Below are 15,563 nucleotides of genomic sequence, written 5' to 3' on the forward strand. Positions count from 1 at the left end.
CTATTGTTTCTCGCCGCCGGACCGCCGATGGTCGTCGTAGCCGAAGCCGATGTCGAGAAGCGCGAGCCGAACCCGCACGGCAAGATCGGCATGTCGACGTCATATCGCATCAGCGACGCAGCGCCCCAGCCCCGCACCATGGAGTTTCGCCGGCGCGTGCTCGACGTGGGCTCGGCCATCGGCGAACATCCGATCGCGCATGACGAGGTCTATTACGTCACGTCCGGCGAGGGCGTCGTGATTTCCGACGGCGTGGAAGCGAGCCTCAAATCCGGCATGGCCGCCTATCTCTACGATGGTGCGGTCGTGGGTATCCGACAGGTCGGAAGCGAACCGCTGTCACTCATCATCGCCTATCCGGTCGCCGCCAAACCGGCGCACTAGCTTCCGGGCTGGATGTAAGGAACGCGCGCGAAAAGCTCGCGCTCCCAGGCGCGCGGGTTGTCGACGGGCCGGCTGACCGTATCGAACACCATCGTCGTTCGGCGCGTCAGATCGTAGGGCGCCCAGCCCGGGTCGCCGGTGCGCGCGAACCGCACGAACGCGCCCATCACAGTGTCGCTCATGTCCTTCTGTGCAGGTGTGGTTTCGGGAACGGTGCCGAACGACAGTCCGATATCGTCGGTATGCTTCGCGTCCTCGAAATCGAGTTGGTAGACCCATGTGTTCTGCGTGCCCTGCCGTGCCCGCGCCTCCGCTTCCTCGACCTGCCCGCGCCAGCTCCGCGCGGCAGTGACGATGCGATGGAAGAGCTCGAGCGGCTGAGCCAACGGATAGCGTTCACGGAACTGCGCCACCACCCAGTGCGGTTCGATATCGATCCGCATTTCGGGCGCGATGCGAGCGGCGAGGTTGCCGAAGTCGAGACCGGCGAGCTGGCGTCCTTCGGGCGCATAAAAGGCCCGTGTCTCGGAAACAGTGTTCCCGAGCATCATCGGAATATCGCGCGACTGCGGCGGCGCATCGGGCCAGAATGGGTGGCGCACGAGATGCCGCATGTCGAGCACAGGGCCCATGTAGAGTCCGCCGCCCAGGACCGGATCGGTCGCTGCGAGAGCCGCGACCAGGTCGGCGACCGGGGCGGTGGCGGGATCCACGCCTTCGCCCAGCTTCGCAAGGAAAGCCGCGGTGCGCTTGCTGGCGTTGAGCGGGCCGCTCGCAGTGACCTGCTGACCGCTCATCGTGATCGCCTTGGCAAACAGACCGTCCGCCTCGGGCATCGCCATCATCGTGGCGATCTTCGCGCCGCCCCCCGATTGGCCGAACACCGTTACGTTCGCCGGATCGCCGCCGAAACTCGCGATGTTGCGCTTAACCCACTGGAGGGCAGCGATGATGTCGAGCTGGCCGGCATTGCCCGAATCGGGAAAGCGATCGGGCTGGTAAAGGTAACCGAACACGTTGAGCCGGTGGTTGACCGTGACGACCACCACGCCGCCCTTCGCGGCAAGGTTCGCGCCGTCGTTGAGCGGATCGGTCACCGACCCGTTCGAATAGGCGCCGCCGTGGATGTAGAGCATTACCGGCAGCCGGAGGTTCCTGATGGGCCGGCTTCGTTTAAGGCGGATCGCAGTCAGCTCGGCGCGCGCGGCAGGCGGCATCCAGACATTGAGGAACAGACAATCTTCCGATTGCGGGAGATAACGATCGCCACCCTGCGGACAGACCGGCCCGAACGTCCCGCCTCCCGGCTCGAACTGTTCCGCTGCGGTCGTGGGCAAGGGCGCACGAAAGCGCTCGGCCCGGGCATAGCGAATGCCAAGAAATTGCCCTTCGTTACCGCGATAGACGCCCAGAGGCGTCACGATCGTATCGCGGGTGCGGCGCATCGGCGAATTCGCCCTCGCCCGCGCGCCGATCGCTCCCAACGCCAGCGCGGAACCGATGGCGCCCCGCCGCGTCCAGCCGTCAGCGGCGGACATCGCCGCCGTTGGCCGAGAACCCTTCCAGCATGGCCCGGCTGACGAAGGCCATGTCGCCGGGCAACGAGTGCTTGATCGCGGTCAGGGCCAGCCCCGTTTCTGCCATCGCGCGCTCGTCCTTGCCGGCCAGCCAGGCGTCGAGCACGCCCGCCGCGAACGCATCGCCGGTACCGATACGATCGACGATGTCGGTCACGTCGATCAAGTCCGTCTGGAACGACGAGTCGCGACTGTCGACGCGCGCCGCGATCTGGTGATGGTCGCTCGTCACGACGTTGCGCGCGGTCGACGCGATTAGCTCCAGCTTCGGAAAGGCCGCGAACGCAGCTTCGGCCGCCTCGCGCCGACGATCGGGCCCGTCGCCCGAAAACTCACGACCGAGCAGCAGCGAGATGTCGCGATGATTGCCGACGAGAATCATGGCATCCTGTACCAAATCGCACAGGATCGACTGGGGATCCGAATCCCACGCGCTCCACAACGCACTCCGGTAGTTTCCGTCGAAGCAGATGGGCACGGCCGCTTCCTTGGCGGCATCGTGCGCCGCGCGGGCGAGTCGGACGCCAGTCGGCCCCAGTGCCGGGGTAATTCCGCCGGCGTGCAGCAGTTTCGCCCCGTTGAGCGCGCGCGCGAAATCGATCGCAGAGGGGTCGGCCAGCGCGAAAGCGCTACCCGTTCGATCGTACGTGATCGCCGACGCGCGAGCGCCACTGCCAACCTCGAGCAGGTACAGCCCCATCCGGCCGGGCGACCGAGCCAAACAGGTCGTGTCGACGCCAGCGCTTCGAAGCTGGGCGACGGCGAGATCACCGAACGAATTGTCGGTTACCATCCCGGCCATGCGCGCCGTATTGTCCAACGAGGCCAAAGCGATCGCGACGTTTGCTTCTGCCCCGCCGACGGACATTTCGAGCATGTCGGACCGCAAGACTGGTTGGCGTCCCGGCGGGCTGAGCCGGATCAGCAATTCACCGAAGCAGGTTACGGCCATGGTGGTGATCTACCGCGCGAGCCAGCCGCCGTCGACGGCAAGAACCTGTCCCGTCACGTAGTCCGAAGCCGGGGACGATAGGAATACCGCGGCACCTGCGATGTCCTCGGGCCGGCCCCATCGCCCGGTCGGGATGCGCTCGAGAATCTGGCGATTGCGCGTCTCGTCGGATTGCAGCGCAGCGGTGTTGTTGGTGGCGATGTAGCCCGGAGCGATCGCATTGACCTGGACGCCCGCGGGCGCGAGTTCGTTCGCCATCGCCTTGGTAACCCCCGCCACGCCCGACTTCGCGGCTGCGTAACTCGGCACGCGGATGCCGCCCTGGAAGCTCAGCAGCGAGGCGATGTTGACGATCTTGCCGCGACCTTGTGCAGCCATCCCGTGCGCCGCAGCCTGGCTCAGGAAGAACAGCGATTTGAGATTGGTATCGACGACCGCGTCCCAGTCTTCTTCGGTGAACACGGCGAGGTCGTTGCGGCGAATTATTCCCGCGTTGTTGATCAGGATGTCGAGCCCGCCGAGACCTTCGATCGCTTCATCGACCACGCGCTGGACGGGCTCGATCGAGGACAGGTCGGCGGCGATGTTGACCGCCTTGCGGCCCGCCCCTTCGATCATTCCGAGCGTTTCGGCCGGTTCGCTGCGACCGGCGAGGGCGACGTCCGCTCCCGCTTGCGCGAGCGCAACCGCGATAGCCTGGCCGATACCGGTGTTTGCCCCGGTGACCAGCGCCTTGCTTCCCGAAAGGCCGAAGTCGATCATCGACGCTGTCTCAGGCCGGCGCGTGTTCACGGGCATCCGTCAATTCCCGCAGGTACGCGCTGATGCCCTCGTCCTGCGAGTTGGCGTAGAAATACTCGGCAAAACGCTCGCCCGCGACCGCGGCCTTGAGCAGGTCCTGGTCGACCGACTTGAGCACCGTGAGCATGTCGTGGGTTGCAGCCGCCTTGACGCCGGCCAGGATCGAGCGGTTCTTTCGCATGATCTCGGCCCGCTCCTTCGGATAGCCCACTCCGGTCTCGCCGGTGAAGAGCTTGGCATAGACGTCGCGCAGGTTGAGCTCGGCCGCCCAGCCAAAACCCTTGGCGTAGGGCATCGAGATGCAGTTGCCGTCATTGATCTGGGCGAACAGGAACGCGTCCGTCGGATCGATCACGAGGCCGCAGAAGACCCCCGGCATCGAATTGCACGCCAGCATCGAACCCATGCCGGTCCCGCAGCCTGTCACCACGAAATCCGCCGCTTTCGAGTTGAGCAGGATCCCGGCAAGCAGCCCGTTCATGATGTAGGTCAGCGAGGCCGTGTCTTCGGCACCATACATGCCGTAGTTGAAGACCTGATGGCCCAGCGGCTCCACGGTCTCGGACAAGGCTTCGTGGATCACGCCGTTCTTTGCAGCCTGGCTGTTCTCGGTGATCAGGGCGATCTTCATCTCAACTCTCCTCGATCGGATCGCGCTGTCGCGGCGCGGTAACCGGTGTCATCAAACCCTTTAGCGTCTCGCGACGCATAAAATCAAGCCATCAGTCGCGCGGCGGCGGGGCTACCGATGCGCGGCGGACGAGGTCCGACAAAAAGCGCGATGGCTGCTCGCTCGCCTGCGCCGGCGCAATGAGCTTGAGCGCGGCCGAGCGGGCCATCGAAACGATCGGCCAGCGCACAGTCGTCATCGGCGGCCAGATGTGCGCGGCGATGGCGGTATCGTCGAACCCGACGAGCGACAGTTCGCGTGGCACCTCGATTTCGCGCTGGCGCGCGGCGTGCAGCGCGCCGGCGGCCATCTCGTCGTTGCTGGCGAAGATTGCGGTGGGTCGCGGGCTCGCCTCGAGCAATCGTTCGGCCGCGGCCCGTCCGGTGTCGAACGTATAGTTTCCGGTCGCGATCATCGCCGGACCGCAGGGAAGGTCGTGGCGCGCCATCGCCTCGAGAAATCCCTCGCGGCGCTCGCGCGCGGATCGGAACCCGTCGGGACCGGCGATGAGGCCGATCCGCTTGTGCCCTTGGCTGACGAGATAATCGACCGCATTGCCGACCGCTTCGCGATCGTTCGATTCGACGAGATGGGCTTCGTCGTCGAGCGCGGCGGAACCCATCCGGACATACCCGCAGCCGATCTCGCGGCACAGCGCCGCGAGTTCCTCGTTCTCCGAGATCGGGGGCAGGATAAGGACGCCGAAAAGCCGTTGCCGCTCGAGGAAGCTACGCACGTCGTCGAGCATCCCCGGCGAATGGCGATCGACCGGCCGCACGACGAGCGCGAACTCGGTGTCGCGAATCGCTTCGAGCACACCCTCCTGAAAGTTGATGATCATCTGGACGTTCGGATTGTCGTGCAGCAGCCCGATCAGGAAGTTCCGTCCCATGGCCAGTGCGCGCGCCTGCGGATTGGGCACATAGCCGAGCTCGGCGATCACCGCCTCGACCTTTGTCCGCGTATCCTTGTTGAGCAACGGCGAACGGTTGATCACCCGGCTGACGGTCTTTTTGGAGACGCCTGCAAGCCGCGCGACGTCGTTGATCGTCGGCTGCTGGTCGCGCCGATCGCCGTTGCCGCCCCCGTTTCCCTGATCGTTCATTGAAATACCGCTTGCAGCCTTGGCCGCTTCAAGGCAACCCATATGTATGACACCGGTTACCACAGACCTCAGGCGCTGTCATCCCGACGATTCGGTCGCGGTCGCCTTGCGGCCTCTGCGGGCGGGCGAGTCGATCGACCTGGCGGGCCGCATGGTGACGATTGCCGAAGATGTCGAACAGGGACACAAAGTCGCGATTGCCCCCGCGGCCCCCGGTGACGCAGTCGTGAAATACGGCGCCCCGATCGGCCGCGCGACGCGCGCCATCGCCTTGGGGGAGCATGTGCACTCGCACAACCTTGCGACCGCGCTCTCGGGCGAAGTCGCGTACGGGGCGATGACGGCCCCTGTGACCGACGACGCGGCACGTTCGCCCGGACTTGCCAACTGGCGAGGCTACCTGCGGCCCGATGGCCGCGCAGCGACCCGCAACGAAATCTGGATCCTTCCGACCGTCGGCTGCGTGGCACTTATGGCTGAGGAATACGCGCGCGAAGCATGGGGGCGCCACCGCGGGCGAATCGACGGTATCCACGGGTTCTCGCATCCGCATGGCTGCTCCCAGCTCGGTGACGACCTCGCCGGGACGCGCGCCGTGCTGGCCGCGCTGGCAGACAATCCCAATGCTGGCGGTGTCCTGCTCCTGGGCCTCGGGTGCGAATCGAACCAGCTCGATGCGCTGGTCGACGCGGTTCCCGCGCGCAGTCGCGACAAGCTGCGGATCGTCCGGGCACAGGATGCCGGCGACGAGCGAGCGCGTTCGATGGCCGCCATCGACGAACTGGTCGATGCGATCGCCGGGCACGAGCGGCAGGACCTGCCGGCGTCGGCATTGACGGTCGGCCTGAAATGCGGCGGATCGGACGGATGGTCGGGCCTGACGGCCAACCCCCTGCTCGGCCGCTTCAGCGACCGTATGGCAGCGTCGGGCGGCAAGATCGTGCTGACCGAAATTCCCGAAATCTTTGGTGCCGAACACGACCTGTTCGCGCGCGCGACATCGCCTGAAGTACACGCTGCGGCGGCAGAACTGCTCAACCGATTCAAGCGCTACTTCCTCGATGCCGGTCAGCCCGTCTCGGAGAATCCGTCACCCGGCAACGTTGCGGGCGGCATCACGACACTCGAGGAAAAGTCGCTCGGCGCGGTCCAGAAGGGCGGGCGGGCGCCGCTGGTCGACGTGATCGACTACGGCGGCTCCGCCTCCCGGTCCGGCCTGACGCTGCTGGAGGCGCCGGGCAACGATGCCGTGTCCTCTACCGCCCTCGCCGCCGCGGGCGCGACGATGGTCCTCTTCACGACCGGGCGGGGCACGCCGCTGGGTTTTCCAGTGCCGACCGTGAAGGTGTCTTCGAACAGCGCCCTGGCACAAAGCAAGGCGGGCTGGATCGACTTCGATGCGGGCAGGCTGCTCGACGAACCGGCCGACGCAATCGTCGACGAATTCGCTGCGCGCCTGCTCTCGATTGCCAGCGGTGAACCGACTGCCGCTGAGCGTGCCGGACAGCGCGCAATCGCGATCTGGAAGCGCGGAGTCACCCTCTGATGCGAAATCTCGATTGCTTATGACACCGGTTTCCTATAGCCAGCCCGACATGGGGACCGGGAGCCTGATTGCCGACGCGGCAGACCACGATTCGATCGCGCGCAGCTTCGTCGATGCGCGGCGCGAGCATCGCGCGCTCATGGAATATCCCGGCGTGCGCCCCGACAGTCTGACGTCCGCCTATGCGATCCAGGACCGCTCGATCGCACTCGGCGGGCAAACCGTCGGTGGCTGGAAAGTCGGTCGCATCTGGGCCCCCGACGATGCCCGGCTCGGCGCCGACCGGCTTGCCGGGCCGATCTATCGCGACGTCATCGTCGAGGCGGCCGACGACAGCGTGCCCGCCATGCCGATCTTCGCCGACGGGTTCGCAGCGGCCGAAGCGGAGTTCATGATCCGGTTAGCTCCGCCCGCAGGCGCGCCATCCCCAAACACGGACGCGGAAACGCTTTCGTGGATCGATGAAGTACGGATCGGCATCGAGGTGGCTTCGTCACCCTATCCCGGCATCAATGCAGACGGTCCGTGCGTGACGATATCAGATCATGGGAACAACGCGGGCCTGGTCCTTGGCCAGCCGATACCGCGCGACAGTTGGGGCGATCTGCGGGCTATCGAGATTGCATCCTGCGTCGATGGCGAAGAAGTCGGTCGCAAGACCGCCGCAGAGATGCTCGACGGGCCGCTTGGAGCGGTGCGGTTCCTGCTTGCGAACCTGGCATCGCGCGGGATCGAGGTTGCCGAGGGGACTTGGGTTTCGAGCGGTGCGGTGACTGGCGTCCATCCTGTGGCGCCCGGCCAAACGTTCATGGCGGCATTCGAAGGCATTGGCGAAGTCGCCTGCGCGATCCGCGCATATTGACGAAAACGAAGCACGACCGGCAGTGGCTGGCGTGAAGGAGACGAGGATGACCGAGGCAACCGCTTCCCCCACCGCGACCGGCGCCGCCGTTGAACGCGCGGGCCGTTATCGCTGGGTCATCGTCGCGCTCTTGTTTGCAGCGACCGCGATCAACTACATAGACCGGCAGATGATCGGCGTCCTTAAGCCGACGCTGACCGCCGAGTTCGGATGGAGCGAGAGCGACTTCGCCAACATCGTCTTCTGGTTTCAGGTCGCTTACGCCATCGGGTACATCAGTTTCGGCCGGGTCGTCGATAAAGTCGGCGCTCGTCTCGGCTATGCGGTCGCGATCGTCATCTGGACGATCAGCCACATGGCCCACGGGCTTGCCAGCGGCGTCACGAGCTTCGCGCTGGCGCGATTCGGCCTCGGTATCGGTGAGAGCGGCAACTTTCCTGCGGGCATCCGCGCGGTGACCGACTGGTTCCCGCAAAAGGAACGCGCGTTCGCCATCGGCCTGTTCAACGCAGGCGCCAACGTCGGCGCGATCATCACCCCGCTTCTGGTCCCTGCCCTCGTCCTGATGTTCGACTGGCGGATGGCGTTCTATATCACCGGTATCTTCGGCATCGTGTGGCTGATCGCGTGGTGGGCGATCTATCGCCACCCGACGGAGCACACCAAGGTCAGCGCGGCCGAACTCGCGTGGATCCAGCAAGACCCCGCCGACCCGGTCGAGCCGATCGCGTGGACCCGCCTCATCGGCAAGCGCGAGACCTGGGCCTATGCGCTGGGCAAGTTCCTGATCGACCCGATCTGGTGGTTCTTCCTGTTCTGGCTGCCGGGCTACATGTTCGACCGCTACCAGCTCGACCTCAAGACCTTCGGCCTGCCGCTCGCCGCGATCTACCTGATCTCGGACTTCGGCAGCATCGCGGGCGGCTGGCTATCGTCGCGGATGATGAAGGCCGGTTATTCGGCGAACGTGGCCCGCAAGGTGACCATGCTGATCTGCGCGGTGTGCGTGCTGCCGATCTGGTTCGCGCAGTCGATCGACAGCGTCTGGATGGCCGTGCTGGTGATCGGCCTCGCCACTGCGGCACACCAGGCGTTCTCCGCCAACCTCTACACCCTGCCGTCCGACGTCTTCCCGCGCGCCGCAGTCGGTTCGGTGGTCGGTATCGGCGGCACGGTCGGCGCCATCGGCGGCATGCTCATGGCCAAGTTCACCGGCTACGTGCTCGATACGACGCAGAGCTACGAACTGCTCTTCGCCATCTGTGCGAGTGCCTACCTCCTGGCGCTGCTGGTGGTGCACATCCTCAGCCCCAGGCTCGCGCCGGCGAAGGTCTGACCGTTACGTCGCATCAGAGCTGAACCATCACGAAGATCGCGACGGTCGCGGCGAAAGCGCCGAACCCGGACGCGAATGCGTCGCGGTGAAGCTGCCACAAGGCCTTCATGTCGAATTCTCCGGGTCCGCTGCCTGCCAACCCCCGCCGAGCGCGCGAAACAGAGCGATCTGGCGCTGTGAGACCAGCGCGTCCTGGTCGGCCACTGCCGCCTGGGCTTCGGCAAGCGTGCGTTCGGCGTCGAGGGTCTGCAGCGAATCGATCACGCCTTCGCGGTTTTGGGCGCGGGTGATCCGTGCAGCCCGTCCTGCGGCGGTCGCCGCCGCATCGAGGACCCGGCGTTGCTCGAGCGCGCGGACATAGTCGGACAGCGCGGTCTCGGTTTCCTGGAGCGCGGTCAGCACGGTTCCGTCGAACGCCGCCAGAGAAGCTGCGGCATCGGCGCTCGCGCCATCGATCCGCGCACGGACCGGTTCGCGGTTGGGGAAGGCCCAATCGACCAGCGGCCCGAGCAGGAACCCGAGCGGGCCGCCCGAGAACAGGTTGCCGATGCTCGATGCAGTCGAACCGACCGATCCGCCCAGAGTGATCCGCGGATAGAGGTCGGCGCGGGCAACCCCTATCCGGGCGGTATCGGCGACGACGCGCTGTTCCGCCGCGCGGACATCGGGCCGCCGGGCGAGGAGCTGTGCGCCATCGCCCACGGGCAACGGGGTCTTGATCTCCAGCGGTACGCTGCGCTCGCCGGAAATCGCCGGCAGCTGTGACGGGGCGCGCCCGGTGAGTGTCGCCAGCGCGAACAGCGCGGCGCTGCGCTGGGCCTCGATCGCCGGGATCGTCGCGGCGCGCTGGTTCCTGAGCGCCTCGATCCGCGCGACCGCCAGGCCGTCGGACAAGCCCGCCTCGTGGCGCTTCCGGGTCAGGCGCAGGCTGTCGTCTAGGAGGCGGACGATCGCACGCGCGACCTCCGCCCGCGCAGCGGCGCTGGCGGCGTCGGCATAGGCCCGCGTTGTATCGGCGACGACCATCACGCGGACCGCGTCGGCATCGGCGCGGGCTGCCGCGACATCCCCGCGCGCCGCCGCGATGCCGCCCGACACCCGGCCGAACAGGTCGACTTCGTACGAGACATCGGCACCGATGCTGAACGAACCGCCGGTCCGGTCCGCGCCGGGCAAGGTCTGCGCCTCAGGCGTGCGGGCGTAGCCGGCAGAGGCCGAGAGACCCGCCTGCGGCAGGCGCTCGGCGCGCGCGCCGCGCAGTGCGGCCCGCGCCCTGTCGATCCGAGCCACTGCCTGCCGCACGTCGGTGTTGGCGGCGAAGGCATCGCTCACAAGCCCGTCGAGGACCGGGTCATCATACATCCGCCACCAGTCGTTCGGCAGCGGGTTGGCGCTGACCGCATCGGTCGTGGCGGAAAGGAAAGGCCCGGCCGACGCTTCGGGGGGGACAGTAGAAGCAATGTCGGCCGGGCCGGTCGCGCACGCCGACAAGGCGAGCGCGGAAACGGCGGCAAGGGCAAGGTTCTTGAGGTGCATGGTCAGGGTCCTCATTCGGCGGGCAGCGCGGCAAGGCGGTCGCCGCTCTGCCGTCCGCGCAGGGTGGCGATCCGATCGCCCAGCGCGCGGGTGACGACGTAGAAGGTCGGGGTGAAGACGAGGCCGAACCCGGTGACGCCGAGCATGCCGAAGCACACCGCTGTCCCCAGCGCCTGGCGCAGTTCGGCCCCCGCGCCAGTGGCGATCACCAGCGGAACCGAGCCGAGGATGAAGGCAAAGCTCGTCATCAGGATTGGGCGCAGGCGGGTGCGCGCGGCCTCGATCGCGGCGGCGGCCGGCGACAGTCCGTGATCGCGCTCTCCCTGGCGGGCGAACTCGACGATCAGGATCGCATTCTTGGCCGCGAGCGCGATCAAGACGACCAGCCCGATTTGCGTGAGGACGTTGTTGTCCATGCCGCGCAGGTTCACGCCGACCATCGCCGCGAGCAGGCACATCGGCACGATCAGGATGATCGCCAGAGGGGCGATCAGGCTTTCGTACTGCGCCGCCAGCACCAGGAAGACGAGGAGCACCGCAAGGCCGAATACGTAGACCGCCGTGTTGCCGGTGGTCGCCTGCTGAAAGGCGATGCCGGTCCACTCGGTCGAATAGCCCTGCGGCAGGGTCTCGGCCGCGACCTTTTCCATCGTCATCAGCGACTGGCCTGTCGACCCGCCCGGCGCGGTGTCGCCGTCGATCGCGACCGCCGGAGCGAGGTTGTAACGCGACACGCGATATGGGCCCGTGGTGTCCTCGAACGTCGCGAGCGAACCCAGCGGCACCATCGCACCGGTGTTGGAACGGGCGTAGAGGTTGGCGATGTCGCTGACGTCGGAGCGATAGGGCGCATCGGCCTGCGCGGTGACTCGATAGGTGCGCCCCAACAGGTTGAAGTCGTTCACGAACGCACTGCCGAGATAGACCGACAGGGTATCGAATACGTCCGACGGCGCCACGCCGAGCATCTGCGCCTTGTCGCGGTCGATATCGGTCTTCACGCGCGGCGTGCCGGTGTCGAAGAAGGTGTAGACGCCCGCAAGACCCGGCTGGCCGTTGGCCTTGCCGATGACCTGGTACGCCACGTCCTGCAGCGCGCGGTAGCCCTTTCCCGAATTGTCCTGCAGCATCATGCGGAAACCGCCCGCCGATCCGATTCCCTGGATCACCGGTGGCTTGACGATCATCAGCCGTGCCTCGTTGATGTCGGAGGTCGCCTTCTGCGCTTCGGCCACCAAAGTATCGACATCGAGCCCCTTGGCCTGCCGCGTTTCGAAATCGTCGAGCACCCAGTAGGCCGCGGCCGAGCTGGCCGATTGCGTCTGCGTGGTCCCGTCGAAGCCCGAGAGCATGACCGTGCCCTTGATCCCGTCGATCTTGAGCACCCGGTCGGCGACCTGCTTCATCACCGCGTCGGTGCGCGTGGTGGCGCTGCCCGGCGGAAGCTGGATCACGCTCACGAAATAGCCCTGGTCCTGCTGCGGCACGAACCCGGTGGGGGTCGCTGCCAGCGTCACACCGGTAAGGCCGATGAGCACCGCGTAGGCGATCATCATGCGCTTCGGCATCGCGATCAGGCGCGCGGTGAGGCGGGCGTAGCCCTCGCTGAAGCGCTCGAACATCGCATTGTAGCGCGCGCCGGCCCGGTCGATGACCTGTCGCCAGCGCGGGGCATCGGCAGGCAGGTCCTCGTGCGGGCGCAAGAGCATGGCCGAAAGCGCGGGTGACAGGGTCAGCGAAACGATCAGCGAAATCACCGTCGCGGCAGAAATCGTCACCGCGAACTGCTTGTAGAACTCGCCCGACAGGCCGCCCATGAACAGCGTCGGCACGAACACCGCGCACAGGACGAGGACGATCGCGATCAGCGCTTCGCCGACTTCGTCCATTGAACGACGCGCGGCTTCGAGGGGTGTCATCCCGTGTTCGAGATTGCGCTCGACGTTCTCTACCACGACGATCGCGTCGTCGACCACGATGCCGATGGCGAGCACCAGCCCGAACAGCGACAGGTTGTTGAGCGAGTAGCCCGCCGCGGCGAGCACCGCGAAAGTGCCGATCAGCGAGATCGGGATCGCCAGCACCGGGATGATCGAGGCGCGCGCCTTTTGCAGGAACACGATGATGACCAGCACCACCAGGACGATCGCCTCGAGCAGCGTGTCGATCACTGCGTCGATGCTCTGGGAAATGAATTCGGTCGGGTTGTAGACGATCCGGTATTCGAGCCCTTGCGGAAAGGACCTGGACAGCTCGTCCATCGTCGCCTTGACCCCTTCGGCGGCGCTGAGCGCATTCGAACCGGGCTTCTGGAAGACTGGCAGGATGACAGAGTCGTCGCCGTTGAGGTAGGCGGACGTGGCGTAGTCGGCCGCGCCGATCTCGACCCGGGCGACGTCGTTCACGCGAACCTGCCGCCCATCGGCATCGGTGCGGATCACGACCTGACCGAACTGCGACGGGTCGGTGAAGCGCCCTTGCGTCTCGACGTTGAGCTGGAACGCCGCCTCCGGGCTGGGCTGTTGGCCCAGCGTACCGGCCGCGACCTGCACGTTCTGCGCCCGCAGCGCCCGCACGATGTCGCTACCGGTCAGCCCGAGCGCGGCGGCGCGGCCGGGATCGATCCATACGCGCATGGCAAGCTCGCGCTGTCCGAAGAGCTGGACGTCGCCCACGCCTTCTAGCCGGGCGAGCCGGTCCTTGATCCGGGTCTGCGCGTAGTTCGAGATATATTCGCGATCGAGCGAGCCGTCGGGCGAAACGAGGTTCACGACCATCAGGAAGTCGGGCGTGGTCTTGCGGGTCACGATGCCGAGCCGCTGGACTTCTTCGGGCAGCCGCGCTTCGGCAATGGCGACGCGGTTCTGGACCAGCACCTGCGCTTCATCGAGATCGGTGCCCGGCTTGAACGTGACGGTGATGGTCATCCGCCCGTCGCCGGTCGATTCGCTCGACTGGTAGAGCATCCCGTCGACGCCGTTGATCTCCTGCTCGATCGGGTTCGCTACCGTGTCGGCCACCGTTTCGGCCGAAGCGCCGGGATATACCGCGTTGACGGTCACCGTCGGCGGGACGATGTCGGGGTACTGGCTGACCGGCAGGAAGAAGTAGGCGATAGCGCCCACCAGAGTGATCAGCACAGCGATCACCGCGGCGAAGATCGGGCGGTCGATGAAGAAGCGGGACATGCGCATCGGGCGGACTCCGGGCGTCGTTCAGTGAACGGGCCGCAATTTTGGGCTCAGTTGGCGATCGTGGCCGAGGCGGCGCGCGAGACGGGCTGGACGGTGCCCGCCGGGGTAGCCGCGGCGGGCGTAGCCGCAGCGATCCGCCCGGGCTGGGCGCGAACCTTCTGGCCCGGCATGGCCATCTGCACGCCCTTGATGACCACGCGATCGGTCGACTTCAGGCCCTTCTCGATCACGCGCAGGCTCCCCACTTGCGGCCCGAGCTCGACGGTGCGGGCGGCGATGGTTCCGTCCTTGGCCACGACGAGCACCTGCTTGCGGGTCTGGTCGGTGGTGATCGCGGTGTCGGGCACGAGTAGCGCGGCCTTCATGCCGCCGGTCGCCAGCCGCATCCGGCCGAACAGGCCCGGCGCGAGCATGCCGCCCTGGTTGGCGACGATCGCCCGGGCGCGGATGGTGCCCGAATTCGGGTCGAGGCCGTTGTCGGTGAAGTCCAGCTTGCCCTTCCAGCGATAGTCGGGCTCGTCGGCGAGGCGGATCTCCACATCGCTGCCCTTTTCGAGCCCCTCGCGCTGCGCCTTGAGGAACAGCGCCTCCGACCCGGCGAATTCGAAATAGACCGGGTCGACCGCGTTGATTGTGGTCAGCAGGGTCGCTGCGGTGCCGCCCCCGCCGGAAACGAGGTTGCCGGCATCGATCCGGCGGTCGGAAATCCGGCCCGAAATCGGCGCACGGACGGTGGTGAAGCCGACGTCGATCGATCGTGCCGAGACACTGGCCCGAGCCGCGGCGAGCGCGGCCTGGTTGCTGCGCACCTCGGCGCGCAGCCGGTCGATCTCGGTCGCGGCGACTGCGTCTTCGGCGACGAGGCGCTGGGCACGCGAGAGGTTGGCCTGTGACAGCGCCAACGCACTCGATGCCTTCGCGACCTCCGCCTGGGACTGGGCCAACGCGGCCCGGAAGGTGCGGCCGTCGATCGTGAACAGCGGCGCACCCGCGTTCACGTACTGCCCGTCGGTAAAGTGCACGCCGACGATCTGGCCGGACACTTGTGGACGGACTTCGACGCTCTTTGTCGCCTTGAAGCGGCCGACGAATTCGTCCCATTCGGTAACCTGTTCCTGCAGCGGCGTTGCCGCCGTCACGACGGGGATCGGCATGGCTGCAGGCGCGGGTGTCCCTCCGCGCAGGACCCACCACGCGGCCGCAATGGCGACAGCTAGGACGAGGGCGATCAAAAGGCGGCGTTCTCGTCGGGGCTGTTGCTCGATCGCAGGCGCGGCTTCGGTGACCGGCGCAATCGGCTCGTAACTGTCGAACCGAAATTCCTCTTCGTCGCGCGCGGCGGCGGCGGCGAGATCGTCGTAACGGTCGAATGGGGTGTCGAACATGTGGTTTCCCTGAGCCTCGGTCGGACAAGCGTCTTCGATCCCGGAAGCGCGCTGCATCCGGGGCGTTTCGGTTAACGGTCTTACTTGGAAGGCTTGGCAGCCCGCCGCGCATCGGCAACCGGAGTCGCCTCTACCGCTATCTGTACCGCTAAGTATGTAATCTGGCGTTCAGGTCAAGCGCTATTTTCATACCGCTCGATATTTTTTTCTGCAAC

The 15,563-nt window shown here is 66.5% G+C and carries 12 protein-coding genes; 4 read left to right on the forward strand and 8 right to left on the reverse strand.

Annotation, left to right across the window (positions count from 1 at the left end):
* Positions 1-27 precede the first annotated feature (27 nt).
* Positions 28-384, forward strand: a complete 357-nt coding sequence (locus tag ACWPMX_RS14595) for a cupin domain-containing protein (RefSeq protein WP_455700912.1) — start codon at positions 28-30, stop codon at positions 382-384.
* Here ACWPMX_RS14595 and ACWPMX_RS14600 read toward each other — a convergent pair.
* The 5 genes from ACWPMX_RS14600 to ACWPMX_RS14620 all read right to left on the reverse strand — a co-directional run bounded on the left by ACWPMX_RS14600 (position 381) and on the right by ACWPMX_RS14620 (position 5,489).
* Positions 381-1,922, reverse strand: coding sequence for a carboxylesterase/lipase family protein (locus tag ACWPMX_RS14600; RefSeq protein ID WP_455700826.1), 1,542 nt, complete (start codon positions 1,920-1,922; stop codon positions 381-383). The genes ACWPMX_RS14595 and ACWPMX_RS14600 overlap by 4 nt on opposite strands.
* Complete coding sequence (locus ACWPMX_RS14605; protein ID WP_455700827.1) at positions 1,909-2,913, reverse strand: sugar kinase; 1,005 nt, start codon at positions 2,911-2,913, stop codon at positions 1,909-1,911. Before ACWPMX_RS14605 ends, ACWPMX_RS14600 begins: the two co-directional genes overlap by 14 nt.
* A gap of 9 nt (positions 2,914-2,922) precedes the next feature.
* Positions 2,923-3,675 carry a 2-dehydro-3-deoxy-D-gluconate 5-dehydrogenase KduD gene (gene kduD / locus ACWPMX_RS14610; RefSeq protein WP_455700828.1) on the reverse strand — a complete coding sequence of 251 codons (753 nt, stop codon included), beginning with the start codon at positions 3,673-3,675 and terminating at the stop codon, positions 2,923-2,925.
* Between the two features lie 10 nt (positions 3,676-3,685).
* A complete protein-coding gene (locus ACWPMX_RS14615; RefSeq protein ID WP_455700829.1) occupies positions 3,686-4,345 on the reverse strand; it encodes an RpiB/LacA/LacB family sugar-phosphate isomerase in 660 nt (219 codons plus the stop codon).
* Positions 4,346-4,436: 91 nt separating this feature from the next.
* Positions 4,437-5,489 (reverse strand): LacI family DNA-binding transcriptional regulator, encoded by a 1,053-nt coding sequence (locus ACWPMX_RS14620; protein WP_455700830.1) that lies wholly within the window; start codon positions 5,487-5,489, stop codon positions 4,437-4,439.
* Between the two features lie 46 nt (positions 5,490-5,535).
* Between ACWPMX_RS14620 and ACWPMX_RS14625 the strand changes: the two genes are divergently transcribed.
* Genes ACWPMX_RS14625 through ACWPMX_RS14635 form a run of 3 tightly spaced genes read left to right on the forward strand, consistent with a single transcriptional unit; the run spans position 5,536 to position 9,233 of the window.
* On the forward strand, positions 5,536-7,035 hold the full coding sequence (locus tag ACWPMX_RS14625; RefSeq protein ID WP_455700831.1) for a UxaA family hydrolase: 1,500 nt from the start codon (positions 5,536-5,538) through the stop codon (positions 7,033-7,035).
* Positions 7,036-7,054: 19 nt separating this feature from the next.
* Positions 7,055-7,897 (forward strand): 2-keto-4-pentenoate hydratase, encoded by an 843-nt coding sequence (locus ACWPMX_RS14630; RefSeq protein ID WP_455700832.1) that lies wholly within the window; start codon positions 7,055-7,057, stop codon positions 7,895-7,897.
* Positions 7,898-7,943: 46 nt separating this feature from the next.
* Positions 7,944-9,233 carry an MFS transporter gene (locus tag ACWPMX_RS14635; RefSeq protein ID WP_455700833.1) on the forward strand — a complete coding sequence of 430 codons (1,290 nt, stop codon included), beginning with the start codon at positions 7,944-7,946 and terminating at the stop codon, positions 9,231-9,233.
* Positions 9,234-9,338: 105 nt separating this feature from the next.
* Here the strand turns inward: ACWPMX_RS14635 and ACWPMX_RS14640 are convergent, their stop codons facing one another.
* Genes ACWPMX_RS14640 through ACWPMX_RS14650 form a run of 3 tightly spaced genes read right to left on the reverse strand, consistent with a single transcriptional unit; the run spans position 9,339 to position 15,348 of the window.
* Positions 9,339-10,769, reverse strand: coding sequence for an efflux transporter outer membrane subunit (locus ACWPMX_RS14640; protein WP_455700834.1), 1,431 nt, complete (start codon positions 10,767-10,769; stop codon positions 9,339-9,341).
* Positions 10,770-10,780: 11 nt separating this feature from the next.
* Positions 10,781-13,963 (reverse strand): efflux RND transporter permease subunit, encoded by a 3,183-nt coding sequence (locus tag ACWPMX_RS14645; protein WP_455700835.1) that lies wholly within the window; start codon positions 13,961-13,963, stop codon positions 10,781-10,783.
* A 47-nt stretch (positions 13,964-14,010) separates the two neighbouring features.
* A complete protein-coding gene (locus ACWPMX_RS14650; RefSeq protein ID WP_455700836.1) occupies positions 14,011-15,348 on the reverse strand; it encodes an efflux RND transporter periplasmic adaptor subunit in 1,338 nt (445 codons plus the stop codon).
* Between the last annotated feature and the right edge of the window lie 215 nt (positions 15,349-15,563).

Source organism: Tsuneonella sp. HG094 (assembly GCF_053819285.1).